Origin of the sequence: Gilliamella sp. wkB292, assembly GCF_001690235.1 — a bacterium.
Lineage (GTDB): Bacteria > Pseudomonadota > Gammaproteobacteria > Enterobacterales > Orbaceae > Gilliamella > Gilliamella apicola_F.
The window spans coordinates 1-17296 of the sequence record NZ_LZGO01000083.1; the positions used below are offsets into that span (position 1 = coordinate 1).

The following is a 17296-nucleotide window of genomic DNA, read 5'->3' on the forward strand; positions in this document are numbered from 1 at the left end:
AAAGATTATCCAAATATTCTTATATTGTTAATAAAGCATTTAAATTTATTTTGCTAAAAAAATAAACAATTCTTACTAACTTTGAATTCCTGTGTTAATATTGTCGCGATGCAATACCTTTATATAACCTATAGATAATTGTAACATACAAGTGGAGTTCATTTATATGAATATGAATAATATAAAGCTTTCTTCTATGATGTTTCTTGAGTGGTTTATTTGGGGCGCGTGGTTTGTGCCTTTGTGGCAGTTTTTGAGTTATCATGGTTTTTCTGCTGCGCAAATTAGTCTGTGTTATGCAACGACTGCAATGGCAGCAGTAATTTCTCCAATCATTATTGGTTCTATTACAGATCGTTATTTTGCAGCACAAAAAGTATTAGCAGTTTTATGCATACTCGGTGCTCTTTTAATGTACCTTGCAGCACAACAAACAACTTTCAACCTATTTTTCCCTATATTATTTTTATATGCTTTAACTTATATGCCAACGGTGGCTTTAACCAATACCATTGCTTTATCAAATGTCAGTGATGCAGAACGTTATTTTCCACGTATTCGAGTATTAGGCACAATTGGCTGGATAGCATCTGGCGTAGTATGTGGTTTTCTACCAACCTTGCTAGGTTTTGGTGATATTTCGAAAAGTAATATTCCACTTATCATCACAGCTATAAGCTCTGTAGTATTAGGAATATTTGCATTTATGTTACCTAATACGCCACCAAAAAGTACTGGCAAAATCAGCTTAAGAGTAATTTTAGGCTTAGATGCTATTATTTTATTAAAAGATAGAGAATTTAGAACATTTACGCTATGTTCATTTTTGTTCTGTATTCCACTTGCTTTTTATTACACTTTTTCAAATGGTTACCTTACTGAAATAGGCATGACAAATGCAACTGGATGGCTATCCCTTGGCCAAGTTTCTGAAATTCTATTTATGCTTTGTCTCCCACTCTTTATCAAACGATATGGTATAAAAAATGTATTAATGCTCGGATTAATAACCGCAGGCATACGTTATGGCTTGTTTGTCTATGGCGGTGTGGACAATCTATTTATTTATAGTTTGTTATTTATTGGGATTTTACTACATGGCGTTAGTTATGATTTTTATTTCGTTACCGGCTATGTCTATGTTGATAAAAAAGCCCCTGCACACGTTCGAGCCTCTGCTCAGGGATTATTTTCACTTTTCTGCTTAGGTTTAGGGAATTTAGTTGGTTATAACTTAGGTGGAACAATGATGGAATACTTTTTCAAATATGAAACGCCTGAAAATGGTTTAACTTATAACTGGGCTGGCATGTGGGGCTTTGGTGCAGTAATGATTGTGATCATTGCAGTAATATTCCTACTATTTTTCAGAGAAAAACGTGAAATCGAACCAATTAAAGTTGATCAATTGCAATAACATTGATCTCGAATTTATGCTGGTAATTAATCACTTTGCGAATAATTTACAGAATTAAATAGAGGATATTATGTCTATCTCTAAGGAAAATAAAATATTAGGTACGTTTTATGGACAAGCCATTGGCGATGCAATGGGAATGCCATCTGAACTGTGGCCTAGAACAAAAGTACAGTCCTATTTTGGATGGATAGATACTTTTTTACCGGGTCCGAAAGAAAATAATGCAGCCTGTTATTTCAATCAAGCTCAATTTACTGACGATACTTCAATGGCACTCGCGCTTGCTGATGCCATTATTGAGTGTAATGGCCAAATTGAGCCAAACACTATTGCCAATAATATAATGAAATGGGCACAAAATTTCGATGCCTTTAACAAAAATGTCTTAGGACCTACTTCAAAAATTGCACTTAATCTAATTTCGCAAGGCAAATCAATTGATTCATTAGAAAATAATGGAACAACGAACGGTGCAGCGATGCGTGTATCGCCATTAGGTTGTCTGTTGCCGGCTGATAATTTAGATGATTTCATCGAACAAATTACGCTTGCTTCAAGCCCAACACATAAGTCAGATATAGCCATTGCTGGTGCGGTCACCATTGCCTGGGCAATTTCTAAAGCAATAGACAATTATAGTTGGCAACAAATTAAATTAGGTTTAGCAACGATTGCTGATATTGCTCAAACACGAAAAATAACCACATTTAGTCCTTCAATATCAAAACGAATTGAGTTAGCACTGGATCTGGCTGAAAAACCAGGAGGCGTTAAGTCTAAGTTGTCCGATATTTATAATATTGTAGGAGCAGGCACCAGTACGCTTGAAGCCGTACCCGCTGCATTAGCAATAGTTGAAATTGCAAAAACCGATCCTAATCAATCAGCCATACTTTGTGCAAACCTTGGTGGTGATACAGATACTATTGGTGCAATGGCGACCGCAATTTGTGGTGCACTAAATGGAGTTGAGTGTATCAATCCATTATGGATAAAACAACTTAATGAAGCTAATCACTTAGATTTTACACACTATAGCAAAGAGTTTTATCGTTTAAGACGGATAAAGGAGTCAGCTAATGGTCAACCAACAGCTCATTAGGCAAATTGAATGTTTAACAACTAAACGGCAAATTTATCTTATTGGCGCTGCCGTTATTGACTTAGTGATGCAAACCCCTTTTATTCCCAGCTCAGGTGGTGAAGTTTTGTTATCACAGCAAGAAAAACATATCGGTGGATGTGCCTTTAATATTGCATTAATGTTAAAACAATTAGGTATGCAATCGTATAATGCCCTACCTATTGGAACAGGTATTTGGGCAACACAAATTAGCCAATTAATGCAACATCATCAGATTGTATCTGAGTTTACTCATCTTGAAGAAGATAATGGCTGGTGTTTGGCTCTGGTTGACCCCACAGGTGAAAGAACTTTTTTTACTATTGAAGGTATTGAAAGTACTTGGAATAAACAATTACTTGCTAATCTTCATATAGAAAAAAACGCAATAATTTATTTATGTGGCTACCAATTATCGAGTAAAACAGGATCTGAAATTCTCGATTGGTTAGAATCTCTCTCTCAACCTTTTGACCTTTTTATTGATTTTGGCCCAAGAATATCAACGTTAAATTCCGAAATTTTTAATCGGGTATTCGCTTTAAAACCCATTATATCGGTCAATCGACAAGAGGCTGAATTTCTTGGTCTTGATAGTCAATCCAGCAATTTTAAAGATGCTGTACAAAACTTTGCCCATAATTGGTTTACTCAGCATCATACACCGATCATTATTCGATTAGATTGTGAAGGTGCCTACGTTTATCAAAAAGGTGAACAAAAGTGGGTGGATATATTTCCAGTCACAGTAATCGATACAATTGGTGCAGGAGATAATCATGCAGGAGGCGTTCTTGCGGCTTTATCAGCTGGTTGGTCTTTATCCGATGCAGTTACGTTAGGCAATGCAGTTGCATCTTACACTGTTGGCCAAAAAGGTGCGGACTGTTCACCAACCAGACAACAACTTATTAAACATATAAAACAAGAATAACTTAACCGTTTTAAACAAATTTTTTATTCATTCGTTACTAGACATAACAATCGCAAAAAGACAATCGGGGGACTTATTCCCCCTTTTTAATGGCTAATTGGACTATAATCTAATTTTTACTCGATAATAGGATAAGCACAGTTAAATTTTACTCATCCAATATGCTTACTCTTCAGTTGTAAAGACATATAAATCACTTCGGCAGTGACAAATACTATATTCAATAGGAATGTAATTTTCATCAAAAACCTGCTGTTTGATAATCAAAACAGGTTCCGACTTTTCCACTGACATCACTTGCATAAACTCTTCATTGGGCGCACTAGCACATACCCAGTTTTTAACATGCATAGGAATAATATTATGTGTCTGGAAAAAGGTATATAAAGAAGTTTGTATATCATCTATATTATCAATAAGTGCTTTAGGAACATAGGATTGTTCAATCGATACAGGATAGTCATCAATATATCGAATACGTTTTAAAATAAAAACATCTTCATTTAAGTCAACACCAAGATATCTTGCTATTTCTGGACTGACATTACTTAATTGTTTATTAACCCAAATTGTATTTGGTTTTTGACCTAATATTTGAATTTGTTCGGAAAAACCTTTTAGACTTTTAAGTGAATATTCGAAGGAACCATTAACATAGGTACCATAGCCTCGTGCACGAATAATAAATCCGTCATTTTCTAATATTTCTAAAGCTTTACGTATAGTTATTCTCGAAATATTGAGTTGTTGAGTAAACTCCCTTTCACTAGGTAAAAAATCACCTTTCTTCAATGTTCCTGAAGTAATTAACTTAACAATTATTTCAACAATTTGTTGATATAAGGGTAATTTAATACTTTTATCTAATAGTCGATTTAAATTGGAGATTAAATTATTGCTCATTATTTCCTCATTACTAATGATACGCTTTTATTAAGACTATTTGGTATTCTTTCCGATCATTTATCATTATTAACTAAACATAAAATGTGTTTAAAAATCAAGGTATCAATAACTATCTATGAAATAAATAAAATCTAGCTTTACCATTAGTTGGATGATAATGATTTACTTAAGGTGCTTTATTAAGTTATTTTCAAGTAAATTAATTATAATTAATAATGATATAGCAAAATTTTAATGCACTAGAGTGAACAAAAAATAAAGAATTTATAAATAGCTAAATGCTTTTGTTAGTTAACTCAAAATAATTAAAATACGTTGTGAATCAATACCATTTATGAAATTAACAATATTAAAAATTTCTATTTTAAAAATTTGAGGCGTATATAATCGAGTTGTTCCATCAAACTTAAAAATATTTTTTACTTTGCGAAATCAAGATTTACTTAATGCACTAGAATTGGTAAAAAAACAAAACTATTTACTTAGATTCTAATTAGATGCAATAACGCTTTATTCAAAGTATAGATCACAGAAAACCAACTTTAAACTAGTACGGGACAACTATTTATTATCAAGAATTCTTATGGCGTCCCCTACAGGATTAAAATCAATGGGGTAATATATTGAATGTTTTAGATATATTTTTGATGTAAAAATAAAATACCGAAAAAAATACCGAAAAACACCGGAATTTTATTTCTATAATAAAACCCTCATTGCAATATAGCCGAGGGCTTACATTGGAACTTAGACGCATATAATTATACTATTGACTAATTAAATTTCAATCTATCCGCGTCAAATTTCAGTAAATTGTAAATAATATAGCGAAGTCTATAAATTTTAGTGCTAAATAATAAATTTTAGGATGCGCTATGTTTTTCCTATCTAAACTATTTAAATCAACAAAACATCAAAGTGTAAATAACTGACTAGATGAATAGAAAAATGGAAATTGTATCGTATACATCTAAAATCTATTGTTACAAATAAATTAGATATTGAATTACTCTTAAAGCCCGCTTAGGGCTTTTCAGGGAATACCGCATTAACATCTGACGCATCAACACGAGTTAATAATATGCGATATTTTTTCCATTGTTTTAGCTGTTCCTCTTCATTAGATTCTTGCATATCTAGATCGATAATATCCTGAAGCACCGCTATTTTTTCATTGGCTTCATTAATTAACGCTGTTTTTATAACTTGATTTTGGTATTGAATATCTTCTGGTTTTGGCTTAATTAATTTTAAAGCCTCTTTTTCTGTTATCGCAATTTGTTCATGCGGAATAAACTCGTCTTGAGAGCCGTCATCGCAGTACGCATAAACTTGATTATTAGTATCTTTATAATATTTCATGATTTCACCTCAACTCGTCCCACGCAGTTAAATTCCCGCCTCCAGTTACTCTATATGTACACCCTGCGGGAATTGGCATATACATTGTTACATTTTTTGTGCTGCCGCTGCCGGACCCGCCAGCAGTCGCATAAAATTCCATTTCATTAATGAATAGTCGCATATCTATTGCAGTCCCAGACCAGCCATGTTGAAACGAGATTCTCACGAAAATAGTTTGCCCTGTTGTATTTGTATAAACTACATTTGCGGCGCGTTGCGATATTACGTTATACCAATTTTGCTGGCGTGGTAAAAACGAACTGATATTTGAGGACGTAATTTGCTCAACCCACGGAGACCACGTGTTTGGTGCGTCTCTGTAAGTTCTTACAAATTGACGTACAGAGTAATAATCAGTATAAATTTGCACGCACCCTTCAATGCCGTCTCCACCAGTTTGAGTTACGATCAATGATCCAGCAGCAGAAAGCGGATAATTATTTTGTGCTGTCGCAAATTCATTCATATTTTGCAAATAGACACCATGGCGCGTTGCTTTGATATTATTCAGGTTTTCATTGTTTAAATAACCTTGAAATCGATATGCGTATTTCTCGACATTTGCGCTAGTAATTGATTCAATCCATTGTTGTTTTCCTGAGTTTTTAGTATCTGCTCGATAATAAATACGCGGAGCATTCCCACTAACAACTGATAGCTGCTCAATTTTCCAATTTTGATTTTCTGTCGGCAGTATCATTAGTGACGCTGACGCGGGGGTCGGATGCGGCGAATTTGTGACTTTTGATGAATTTGTGCCGTAAAATCCACTATTTAAATGTTCATCAAAATTTGTAACTTCTGCGCCAGTTTGACCGCCAATCCCGTAATCGCCAGTTTTTAAAACTGGTTTGCCGTTGATAGTAACGCTATTAATATTTTCGAAATTCCAAATACTACTATCATAATTGTATCGCAGCTTAGATTTCCAAAGGTCAGACTCTGCATCGCAAAACATAAAACCAAAACTACGACTGCCGGTGCGCACAACCATTTTTGCACCGCTTTCATATTTGAATTTTATACCTGCGGCGCTAGCATTAAATTGTAATTGACCGGACATTTCATCGCCTGATTTTTTCACTGCATTAGATGCTAGATCGTATGCAATTTTCACAGCTTTCGGTGTAGCCGCTTCTGTTTCTGATGTGCTATTTGTTGATGAGCTTAATTGTACTTTACCGATTTGATTAGTGCTGGCATTTGGTATTTCAGCCTGTGTTTTTTTCCATTTAGTTGTGCTTGATGTAGGTATTGAATTTTCGTTTTTAACTATTGAAGTATATAACACGCCGTTGTATTTAATAATAGCGTTTACTGGATAAGTGACTTTCTCACTCCATTCCGGCACGCCCTGTTGTAATAAATACAGCATATTTTTATCAATGCGGTTAAATGCACCGTTCATCCATTCCATTGGTGGTTTCGAGCCTGTTTGCTCAATAGTTATCCCCCACCCTCTGCTCACATCTGGAAAGTCCGAAACTTCGCCTTTTTTCGCAGATTCGGCAAAAATTAAACAATCTGGTTTTTCTTGAATTTTCATTAATTAATTCCTATTTCTTGAAGTCGTACAAATTTACCTATATTGAATCCATATGATTTTTCATCATGAGAAAACCCGAACGGATTGTTATTGATTAAAACAACATATTGATACATAACACCAACCGGCCGGACCAAAATATCCAATTTGCTAATTGCATATAGTGTCAATGAATTAAGCTGATCGCTATTTACTAGTACGTTCATCGTCATATTTTGGGAATCAATAATATTCCCATGTTTGCCAATCACGAATTTAATTGAATTAACAATGTTTGATATTTCGCCAGTTTGGTAGTTTTTGGTTATGCGCGCTTTAATAAAAAAACGATAGTCGTTGTCATTTAAAACGACTGATGAGTGTAATGCATCACCATTTCTATAAAACTCACCAACATTGAATGAAAGCGCAGTGTTGTCTTCCAACCAACCGAAATACTCTTTGGCAATAGCTGTTGGTAAAACTCGAAATGCACCAACATGACGACCGACTAAATCAAGCGCATAGCCTGTCGCTTTGTCAATATTAAGAATATCTGCTAATTGAACAACATTTTTAAACGTGTTATCGGTTTCTGCGTAGATAGCTCTAATCGTGCCCAGAGCCTTTGGCTTTGTTCGATACTGCCAAATAATGAATTTTTCTCTATTCAATTAGCACCTCAACACTATTTATCTTTGCATATTCTCTATAACCGATATTTGCTATATTTGAGCCGTTAACCGTAAGTTCTTTAATATAGAATCCGTCAACTAAATTAATGCTCGAAATAATGCGCGATGCATAAACATTCTCGCCAATTTCAAAATCCAAACTCTTTAAATTAGTTTTGATTTGCTCAGTATTGATATCGTTAAATGATTTATAACGACCAATTATCATTGAGACGTTGATATCGACCTTTTTGGGTCTATCGAAATAAACTCTACGCGGTATACCATCTAATAAATAAGAGGATTCAATTTGACCATATAACCCACATCCACCAATTTTCTTTTTAGTAATAACTTCCGCTATTTTTTCATCAGCTCCACCCAAAATAACAGCGTTAAATGAGTGAGCAGGCACACATTTTTCATCTGTTTTATTCGTATAATTTTCATATACAACGCATTTCGTAACGCCTGTTATATTCATTAGTGCGGATTGAATGCCTTGGCGGTCATCATAGTTATTAATTGAATGGGATAACATGAAACGCTTTAATAATTGCGCATCTGTTTCTTCATCAACACCACCATAACTTTTAGTATTCGCAGTGACTTTATCTACACCAATGATTATTGTACTTGGCGTGAACTCGTCCATTTCATTAACAGTGTAATTACCGAGTTCTAACGACCTGAATTTGACGCGAGCGCTACCTAAATTGTTTAACGTTATTGATTCTGTCGTAACCCATTTATTTTTATTCTTATCTATATAAATAGAATTGTTAGGTATTGTCGTTTTTAAAGAACCCGTAAAAATAACTTCATCAATATAAGAATATGATGCCGTGATTCGTGTTATCCCTGCGTACATTGCTCGCTGTTCTAACCATTGACCCGTCGCTTGATACGGGTCTAACATCTGGACAATAAACGAAACAGCTTGATGAATGTTTGCAAGCTCTTGTGAAAATAACCCTAATAATTGACCGTCAGGCGTATCGCTATCGAGATTGACGTCATCACCGTATATCGATTTAAATGCAGCAACTAATCTTTCTTGAATTGTATAGATATCATCGATTTCAATACCTTTTTCACTTATTTGTAACATTGAATGATGCCTCGTTGGTTTTATTGAATTTATCGGTATATGTGATTTGAATTAGAAATTGTCGAGTGTCGCTATCTAACAAAATGTCGAAACTATCGATATTTACAACGCCATCAACTTTAAAAACTTCTGTTCTTACATCAATTTCTAGTTGTTTTGTATTAGGGTTTTTAGTTAGATAATCAAACCATGCTATACCATCCTCACGATTTAAAAACCAATCTCTTTTTAATGCTAATAACTTGGTTTTTACGCATTGCGCTATTGCATCAGAATAATCTAAATAGTTACCTAAACCGTGCCCAAACGTCCAATCGTGATTATTATCTAAGCCTCTAACTATCATGTCGGTGCTCCTGTTTTATCATTGCCACTTTTTACATCTGTGTGCGTGTGCGTATTCAAATCAATACCTTTATTGGTTTTAACATCCTGAGCCGTTATCGTGCCAGAGCTATTTGTATTACCATCTGTTTGATTGTAGCTACCGATTTGATTCGTATTTCCCTCATGCTCAATATTCCCTTTTATATAGATTGTTCCATTTGTAAGCCTTATATGTGTCGATCCGTCGTCAGTTTGCATCGAAAGGCCATCATGATAAAAATCAGGTATTTTGTTTGGCACGCTATTGCAACCAACTATAAAAAAACCGTCGCTGAGGTCGTTAATTCGATTATCAAGCGGTTTTGACGCATTACCCGAAGCGAACCAACCGTCTATGCAACGACTCGAAAAGATAACAAGCCCCTCATCGCCTGCTTTTATGGGTACGGTTATGCAAAATCCACCCGCATGTGGGAATTGAGCTGGCACATCAACTAATGGAGGGATTGAAATTTCCTCACCATTGGATAGCACTCTGTTAATCATGGGTTTACATTGAACTGTATGACCATCAAACGAAATAACTTTTGCTGGCAGTGCGGTATAAACATTTGATTGTGCGCGTTTTATTTGATTTTCAACCGCGTCAAATAGTGAATCTGTCATAAATTACCTAATAAAAAATTATTGATTTATGTGTATATGTGTGTATAATTGTTTTCAGGTTAGGAGGTAAACATGAAATCAACTGACCTAATAAAAGAACTTACTAATGCAGGATGTGTTCTGAAACGAGTTAGAGGTAGTCATCATATGTTTTACTCGCCAATAACTAATAAAACGTTTCCAGTGCCTCATCCAAAATCGGATTTACCGATTGGCACAGTAAGATCAATCAAAAAATCGGCGGGGCTTTTATAGCCCGCCACCTTTGGAGGTATTATGTTTTTTACTCTTGGCATTGAAACACCGAACGATAGCGACACAGCTTACGGCATTGTAGTGCCTGCGTTATGTGATAATAAATATAGTTGTTATTCTGCAGCCGACAAAGAAAGCGATATTCCAGCAATGGCAACAGAAGCTATCTTGTTAACTGTGCAAGATATGATTGAATCAGGCGATTATGATGTCAAAGATATTCATAATGATCATGTCTCGTATAAAAATAACAATGAGTACGCTCATTGCGATACGTGGGTCATTATTGATGTTGATTTGTCATCATTTGTTGGTAAACAAAAAAGAATTAATATCACATTGCCAGATATTCTTATCGATAGAATAGATAACGCAGTTAAGGCGCCAAACTCTTTTTATAAAGATCGAAGTAATTTTTTGGCTGAAGCAGCTATTAATGAGTTGGCAGCACAAAACAAAACGCGTTGATGAATTTCCCTCAAAAATTTATTTAGACAATAAAAAACCGCCTACTCGGCGGTAAACATGGACGGAATGGTTCAATTTCATATCAACTGTTTCTAAACCACCTACTCGGCGGTAAACTAGATTATATCAAACATAGCCTATTGTTTTAACTAAATTTTAGCCATTTTTGAAAAAATAACCCTTTTTTATTGTGTGAAAATTAATTAATAATAATCAATATGTTAAAAAAGGGCTAAAAAAAAGGGTTATGCATGTCTAATAACTGGCAAGACATTGTTCCATTTATCGATAATATTTTTGGCTTTAATATGCGCTGTTTCTCGTTCAATGATTACTTTAGCACTATATAAAACTCGCTTGTATTCACGAGCCATAGAGTAAAAATTGCCTCTAAAACCTGAATCAATCACACGCAATGCAGGCTCTATTAATTCTATTTGATATCGCATCCTTTCAGCGGCTTTATATAACCACGCTAAATCATACCAATCTTCGTCAGATAATACGCTTCGAGAATGCACACCGCCCAACCACTTAATCGCTTCCTCAAATTTATTCGCTGGCAAATCTTGGTAGCGAGGGATTTTGAATTGCTCATAAAGCTTGGTATAAATCGCTTGATAATGTTCACCTGTTCTATATGAACGATCATTAACAGCTTGCTTAATTTGCTGTTGTTGTTCGGCGTTAATTGTATTAGGGTATTGTTGTGCCATTTTTGGCATAAAGTGACTATAAAGCACATTAAAACATTCAAGCTGATATTGTTCTAGTGTTGCTCTAATTTCTGGTTTTACCCGACTAGTTTCAATACCAAAAAGCCAACCGTTGATCATTGAAATTGGTAGACAAACGTACTTTTGTACACCGCCTTTTGTGGGGGTCGCTATCATGACGACACCTTTGCTTAAAACATGGTGACGATTGATTCTGTTTAGTTGAGCGTGCCAATCTAACCCAATATTTTCACACACAGGTTTCATGGCTATATACGGTTTATTTTGGTGATTAAGAACAATTAATTGTTGATTGTGAAACTGAATTGTTTCTAATTTTGTTATTGACATATCTACATCCTCGTTGATTTTATTATTATCCCTCATGTTGATTGAGGGAGGTCGGGTGCTTCAACACTGCAACGAGACAGCCTGCATTATTCCCTTTCGGTATTGTATTATGCACGCCACCCGACCATAAAATTTGGACGTAAAAAAACCGCTAATCTTTCGGGTGCGGAAGTCCGCTCGTTGTTTCGGTGTGTTGAGCACCTAAATAGAAATTTAACTTAAAATATGTTTACAGTCAAGTCAGTTATGCTATAGTCAAAAAACGATCAATTATAATTAATGCTTTTATGAAGTTTTTAAAAAAATTATTTGGATTAAACAAGGAAAAATCAACAGCCGACAACACAAAGCTAAGAGTTCCTACAACACAATCAACTAACTTGGAAGAAATGCTGACGCTCGAAATATCTCGCTGTAATCTAATAAAAGAAGATTGTAAACCAAATTTAATTAAAGAATTTAATTTATTATCTTCTCCAGATTTTGGTGATGAATTTTTAACTACTGAAGAAAAAAAATCATTAAACCTTAATTCAAGAATGAAGATTCATAAAAAAATTATTAGCGTTCTAACTGATGATGCGCTTGATAATGAAAGCAACCCCAAAAATATAATTCTAAATTTAGTATATTCAGCTAGAAATAAAGTTAGCTTGAATGAAGAATTAAAAAAAATAAAAGAGTTAAAAATAAAGAACCTCAAAGTCTTAAATGTGGGTGATGCTAGGGACTGTGATTGGTGTATTTCTATGGATAAAAAAATTATACCTGCCGACACCGATTACGTAGCATTAATTAATCAAAATTGCACTTGTGATTATTATAGAGGGCGTATTCTTGCTGATATCAAGATTGAATAAAGCCCAAAAGGGCTTTATTATGGTTTCGGCATTGGTGTTATCTTGTTTTCTTCTGTTAGAGATTCTCTAACAATTTTAGCTATTTCATCAATTACATTTTTACTTTTAAAAAATTCACTCGCAGTTTTATACTTATCTAATAAGTTGGGGTGTTGAACATCAAATTTCACTAATCCAAAATAAAATGCCTCAATAGTTGAAGTGGGCTTGCCATCTTCTTTTAAGTTATTTATTTTTTCCATTGTTGTTTCAACATATTTTTGAAAATAACTATCAGCAGTCACGCAGTTTTTCAATGTTGGAAACATGACATTATTTTTTGTGCCAACGCAAATCATATCAATTTTGTTACCTTTATTGATATTCATTGCGTCATCTTTATTTTTTAGTTCAAGAGACACATATTCAAATTGATTTTTACCATTCGCTACAATATAAGGATCGCCTGATAAATCAGTTTTTACGCCCGAAGCTACTGTTTTGATGTTCACTAGTTGCTTGTCGTATGCTTTTTCATATTTATACTGATTGTTACTGTATTCACTGATTAATTGTGACGCTGAAACTACAGAAATCTCATCACTTATATTGGATTTTCCACCATTTCTAAAAACAGATATATCTTCTTTTATAACAAGTTGAATAAGTCTTTTTGCATTATCATTTGCTGACGCATTAAAAGCAATTAACAATAAAAGCGAGACAGCGATTATCTTTTTCATTTATTATTTCCCATTCATAAAGACGACAAAATAACAAATTAATCATACTTTTTCAAACTTTCCGCCAACACAAACTATCTTGCTGTGCCAGTTTGTGCCGTATAAGTCGCCGTTATGCTCTATTGATTTTACTTTATAATCGCCGTTATACTCGGTGAGTTTTGATTCGACGCGAACAAGCGAACCAATTCTATAATGCGGATTGCATAGCGTTGTAACTTCTAGCCCCTCATTAGATTTTTTAGGACTACCAATCATCCCTGTGCTTCTAGAAATAACCCAGCCCTCGTTATTAGCAAGAGCTTTATTTTTGGGGATAACAACTAGCTGATCATCTTGTATAGACCAATCAGCATTATTATTAATAGCAATTTTATGCATAGCCTCGCGTGTGTCGCACATGAGCACTTTACCGCGTGGCAACACCCTATCATTGGGTAAATCAATAGCGCCCTTTTGAACACCAAAACTGCTTACCGCTTCATTTAAAAAGTCGCTATCTTTTTGCCCTTTTTGCATCGTTTTGACTATTGTTTTTTCGGTATAGGCTCGGTGCCCGTCACCGCATCGCATCGTTGTGATGATGTCCTGTCCTGTCAGTTTATTTTCAACTGTCAAGATATCACCACAAAATATCAATCGCAAAACATCCTCTTTATAGCAGACTGATAACTCTAAAAAATGATATTGCTTGCCAGTGATAAGGTTGCGATTTGAATCATTGAGATTGTAAACTGATATTTCAGCAGTGTTAGGCTCTGAAGTTAACGTTTTTTTGATAGAAAAGGTAACCCTAAGATTATTAATAACAATGCTTTCTTTACGATTACCTATTTTAAGCTCTAAAACCCTGCCGAATTGCCTCACGATATTCTTCCTTGTCCATGATTAATAATTGCATACGATTATTTAAATCGTCTTTGGATATCGCATTAATGCCCAATCCTAATTTATCATCTAAAACAAATACAAAAGGCAAATTAAATTCAATAAGCGATGGACTACCGACTGATAGCCCCTTGTTTTTTGTTATATACTCGTCATTATTGATATCAAATAAATCAAATTGATATCCTGTTGATATTGCGTTATATCTTAATGTTAGTCGCAAATTCATATCATATAGTGAAAATGATTGCTCTAACACATCATCGTTTGTTGTTTGTATAATGTGCATTTTTTTCACAAAGAAATACCAGTCACTACATTTAACCCTGATCTTGAGCTGTCAACCTCTTTCGGTTGAGTTTTTCCCAGATTTCTTGTTTTTGGTTTTGGCACATTTAGACCGCTCGCTGTCTGAGTATCTACAATGAAAATCTCACGAAATGTTAATACAAACTCGCCACTTGTATTTTGCTTTTGAGTAAGCCCAACCGAGGTCAAAATCATGTTTTTATACTGCCGAGTGTTAGTTTGCAGCGTTACTGGCTCTCCGCTTCGCTGTATTGCTAATAGCTTTTCATGAGCATCAGCGATACGGTCGGATGATAAACTGTTTAAAAGTGGCGATTGATAGTCCGGTAGAAAATCAGCTACCACTTTATTAACTGCTTTTGCGCCTGTTTGAAAGTGTGACGCATAACGCTTAACCATCTGTTCTGCTTGAGCAGTAACCGCTTTAATCGGCATCGGTAACGGATATTCGGAAAAATTAACCCCTAACATTTTATCAAATGAAAAGTTGTTAGTTTCATACCCAACAACTAATCCATACACCGTCACTTCCTTAGGGTCTAACACCGCATGGTCTGCAATATTAGCCCCGTTTTCAATTGGGTTTTCTGTTACCCTCAGCTTTGATGCATGTTGTTCAACGGTGTTAATATCCAGATTAAAGGTAAAATTATCACTGATTATCAAACCGCTGTCTTTTGATGATTTATTTAATATAGATTGAAACATTAGTTAGACCCCATAACTGTAGCAGAGTTATCATTTATTTGTCTTGCCATCTCTTCAACAATGTTATTAACTTTGTCAAACCCATCCTGCGGAGTCGTAACGTTCATTGTATTATTGAGAGTGAATACGTTATTATTATTTACATTTCTATTTGATTGCATTAGTCCACCCGCGCTCGCTATATTAGTAGCAAGTTTTGCCTGTATTTTTGACTCAGCTATGGTTTTCTCAGTCACCTCGATATCATCATTGCCAAACAAACCTGACCACGCTAACGCCGACTTAACTTTATTTTTGATTGTGTCAATAAAACCCAAAAATTTATCTTTTATCCAATCAATCGCTTTTTTAAATGGAGCGGTTACAGAGTCGTAAATATCAGCAAATTTTTTCGCTAATTTTTTTGTAGTATCTCCGCTATCCCCAATCCACGCTGTGAACAGTGATTTTACAAAATTCCAAGCGGCTTTGAATGGTGACGTAATGTAATCCCATATTGCCCACAACGTTTTACCTATCTTGCCAGTTGTCGAGGTAGTGTCATCCTCCCAAATGTCAAATAAATCATTTACTAATTTCCAAGCTGCTTTGAAAGGTGCGGTAACAAAGTTTATGATAGCCTTAAATGTCTCTCCAATAGCGTTAACAACATCACCAGCATCAATACCAAGCCAATCCATTATCGAGCATATAGCGTTGTATGCCATTCTGAAAGGAAGCGTAAGCGCATCAACAATAAAATTGAAAATCTTACCAATTCTATCTACCGTTTTACTTGCTTCGCTTTCAGACATGCCAAAAAATTTTAATATGCCTTTTAATGCTTTTGACAATAACGACTTAACGCCCGATATTAGCGATTTAAAACCGCTTACTATCGAATCAAACAAACTCTTAGATAGCGATTTTATTTTTTTAGTATCGCCCGTCCACAGTGCTTTGAGAAATTCCCAGAATGTTTTTGCAAATTCCCACGCTGCTTTGGCTCCGTCAATGAACGGTTGCCAGTATTCACCGAAAAGGCTCTTACCACCATTCATGTAGACCATCAAGTCATCAATTAACAGCATTAAAGCCGCAAGTAGTCCAATCACAATTCCAATAGGGCTAAATAAAAAAGCCCTATTGAGCACTGCCCAGGCAATACCAAGCGCAATAATTGCATTTTTCCAACCTATAGTATTGGTGATGATCATATTGAGGAATTTATAATAATTCATAATAACTTGAATCACTATCCCGACCGCTTTAATGATTTTAGTGATGCCGTTAGCAATAAGTTCTTTATTTATTGTCAGCCAATTACGAAATCCAGCAATTAAATTAGTCAGCGCAGGAGCAAGATTTAGTGCAATTTTGGTTTTGATGCTATCAAGCGCAAGCCCCGTTTTACTCATTTCTCGCTTATAAAGCTCTGCTTGTTTAAGTTCCTTTTGTGAGATTTTGAACAGTGCACTTTTTTTTGTTGCTAGCTCTTTGGCTTTATCCATTGCATTATTAAATGCGCTAACAATTTTTTTACCATACAGCATGGCAATCGTAATTAAACCAGCAATACCGATTTTCAACTTGCTAAGTTTAGATTTAGTTTTATCTACCGCTTTACCTGCCTCCGATGTTGATTTTTTTGTCTCACGGATCGCTTTATTTGTGTCTTTTTGTATGCTATTTGCTGTATCAGAAAGCCGATTAGCGCCTGATTGCAAATTGTTAATCACTTTTGCAATATCACAAGCTTTCGAGGCATCAACACCAATTTTTATCAAAAATTCTTCTAAAACCATTATTGCGCCTCGCTTTGCTGCTTTTCTGCTAATTTAGTTTCAGCTATTACGTTATGCATATCGATAACATCATCAAGAGAGTAGACGGTCCGAAGTTCGTGGAGCGTTGCATATTTATTGACTATAACACCCCACACAAACCAAT

At 34.9% G+C, this 17296-nt stretch carries 20 protein-coding genes; 6 read left to right on the top strand and 14 right to left on the bottom strand.

Annotation, left to right across the window (positions count from 1 at the left end):
• Positions 1-166 precede the first annotated feature (166 nt).
• From A9G09_RS11710 to A9G09_RS11720, 3 genes are all read left to right on the top strand, one after another.
• A complete protein-coding gene (locus A9G09_RS11710) occupies positions 167-1417 on the top strand; it encodes a nucleoside permease (RefSeq protein WP_065635021.1) in 1251 nt (416 codons plus the stop codon).
• 70 nt (positions 1418-1487) lie between these two features.
• Positions 1488-2522 carry an ADP-ribosylglycohydrolase family protein gene (locus A9G09_RS11715; RefSeq protein ID WP_065635022.1) on the top strand — a complete coding sequence of 345 codons (1035 nt, stop codon included), beginning with the start codon at positions 1488-1490 and terminating at the stop codon, positions 2520-2522.
• Positions 2500-3477 (top strand): PfkB family carbohydrate kinase, encoded by a 978-nt coding sequence (locus A9G09_RS11720; protein ID WP_065635023.1) that lies wholly within the window; start codon positions 2500-2502, stop codon positions 3475-3477. The genes A9G09_RS11715 and A9G09_RS11720 overlap by 23 nt, the downstream gene beginning before the upstream one ends.
• Before the next feature lie 165 nt (positions 3478-3642).
• Here the strand turns inward: A9G09_RS11720 and A9G09_RS11725 are convergent, their stop codons facing one another.
• From A9G09_RS11725 to A9G09_RS11755, 7 genes are all read right to left on the bottom strand, one after another.
• The gene (locus tag A9G09_RS11725; protein WP_065635024.1) at positions 3643-4380 is read right to left on the bottom strand and encodes a GntR family transcriptional regulator; all 738 of its coding nucleotides are present in this window, start codon (positions 4378-4380) and stop codon (positions 3643-3645) included.
• Between the two features lie 1026 nt (positions 4381-5406).
• Positions 5407-5745, bottom strand: coding sequence for a tail fiber assembly protein (locus tag A9G09_RS11730; RefSeq protein WP_081297567.1), 339 nt, complete (start codon positions 5743-5745; stop codon positions 5407-5409).
• Between the two features lie 4 nt (positions 5746-5749).
• On the bottom strand, positions 5750-7333 hold the full coding sequence (locus A9G09_RS12780; protein ID WP_065635025.1) for a pyocin knob domain-containing protein: 1584 nt from the start codon (positions 7331-7333) through the stop codon (positions 5750-5752).
• On the bottom strand, positions 7333-7986 hold the full coding sequence (locus A9G09_RS11740; protein ID WP_065635026.1) for a DUF2612 domain-containing protein: 654 nt from the start codon (positions 7984-7986) through the stop codon (positions 7333-7335). Before A9G09_RS11740 ends, A9G09_RS12780 begins: the two co-directional genes overlap by 1 nt.
• A complete protein-coding gene (locus A9G09_RS11745) occupies positions 7979-9097 on the bottom strand; it encodes a baseplate J/gp47 family protein (protein WP_065635027.1) in 1119 nt (372 codons plus the stop codon). Before A9G09_RS11745 ends, A9G09_RS11740 begins: the two co-directional genes overlap by 8 nt.
• On the bottom strand, positions 9081-9443 hold the full coding sequence (locus A9G09_RS11750) for a hypothetical protein (RefSeq protein WP_065635028.1): 363 nt from the start codon (positions 9441-9443) through the stop codon (positions 9081-9083). Before A9G09_RS11750 ends, A9G09_RS11745 begins: the two co-directional genes overlap by 17 nt.
• A complete protein-coding gene (locus tag A9G09_RS11755) occupies positions 9440-10090 on the bottom strand; it encodes a Gp138 family membrane-puncturing spike protein (protein WP_065635029.1) in 651 nt (216 codons plus the stop codon). Before A9G09_RS11755 ends, A9G09_RS11750 begins: the two co-directional genes overlap by 4 nt.
• Positions 10091-10162: 72 nt before the next feature.
• Here A9G09_RS11755 and A9G09_RS11760 point away from each other — a divergent pair, with 72 nt between their 5' ends.
• Entirely contained in the window at positions 10163-10345 is a 183-nt protein-coding gene (locus A9G09_RS11760) for a type II toxin-antitoxin system HicA family toxin (RefSeq protein WP_065563028.1), read from the top strand.
• Between the two features lie 21 nt (positions 10346-10366).
• On the top strand, positions 10367-10813 hold the full coding sequence (locus A9G09_RS11765; RefSeq protein WP_065635030.1) for a type II toxin-antitoxin system HicB family antitoxin: 447 nt from the start codon (positions 10367-10369) through the stop codon (positions 10811-10813).
• A 245-nt stretch (positions 10814-11058) separates the two neighbouring features.
• Here the strand turns inward: A9G09_RS11765 and A9G09_RS11770 are convergent, their stop codons facing one another.
• Positions 11059-11880: a phage antirepressor N-terminal domain-containing protein gene (locus A9G09_RS11770; RefSeq protein ID WP_065635031.1), complete on the bottom strand. Its 822-nt coding sequence runs from the start codon at positions 11878-11880 to the stop codon at positions 11059-11061.
• Between the two features lie 287 nt (positions 11881-12167).
• Here A9G09_RS11770 and A9G09_RS11775 point away from each other — a divergent pair, with 287 nt between their 5' ends.
• Complete coding sequence (locus A9G09_RS11775; protein ID WP_065635032.1) at positions 12168-12740, top strand: hypothetical protein; 573 nt, start codon at positions 12168-12170, stop codon at positions 12738-12740.
• Positions 12741-12757: 17 nt separating this feature from the next.
• Here A9G09_RS11775 and A9G09_RS11780 read toward each other — a convergent pair whose 3' ends face one another.
• The 6 genes from A9G09_RS11780 to A9G09_RS12930 are packed head-to-tail and all read right to left on the bottom strand — an operon-like array spanning position 12758 to position 17288.
• The gene (locus A9G09_RS11780; RefSeq protein WP_065635033.1) at positions 12758-13462 is read right to left on the bottom strand and encodes a hypothetical protein; all 705 of its coding nucleotides are present in this window, start codon (positions 13460-13462) and stop codon (positions 12758-12760) included.
• A 42-nt stretch (positions 13463-13504) separates the two neighbouring features.
• Positions 13505-14329, bottom strand: coding sequence for a hypothetical protein (locus tag A9G09_RS11785; RefSeq protein WP_065635034.1), 825 nt, complete (start codon positions 14327-14329; stop codon positions 13505-13507).
• Positions 14298-14648 carry a hypothetical protein gene (locus A9G09_RS11790; RefSeq protein ID WP_081297568.1) on the bottom strand — a complete coding sequence of 117 codons (351 nt, stop codon included), beginning with the start codon at positions 14646-14648 and terminating at the stop codon, positions 14298-14300. The genes A9G09_RS11785 and A9G09_RS11790 overlap by 32 nt, the downstream gene beginning before the upstream one ends.
• Positions 14645-15367 carry a phage baseplate protein gene (locus tag A9G09_RS11795; RefSeq protein ID WP_065635035.1) on the bottom strand — a complete coding sequence of 241 codons (723 nt, stop codon included), beginning with the start codon at positions 15365-15367 and terminating at the stop codon, positions 14645-14647. The genes A9G09_RS11790 and A9G09_RS11795 overlap by 4 nt, the downstream gene beginning before the upstream one ends.
• The gene (locus A9G09_RS11800) at positions 15367-17151 is read right to left on the bottom strand and encodes a hypothetical protein (protein ID WP_065635036.1); all 1785 of its coding nucleotides are present in this window, start codon (positions 17149-17151) and stop codon (positions 15367-15369) included. The genes A9G09_RS11795 and A9G09_RS11800 overlap by 1 nt, the downstream gene beginning before the upstream one ends.
• Positions 17151-17288, bottom strand: coding sequence for a hypothetical protein (locus A9G09_RS12930; RefSeq protein ID WP_176700986.1), 138 nt, complete (start codon positions 17286-17288; stop codon positions 17151-17153). Before A9G09_RS12930 ends, A9G09_RS11800 begins: the two co-directional genes overlap by 1 nt.
• Positions 17289-17296 lie beyond the last annotated feature (8 nt).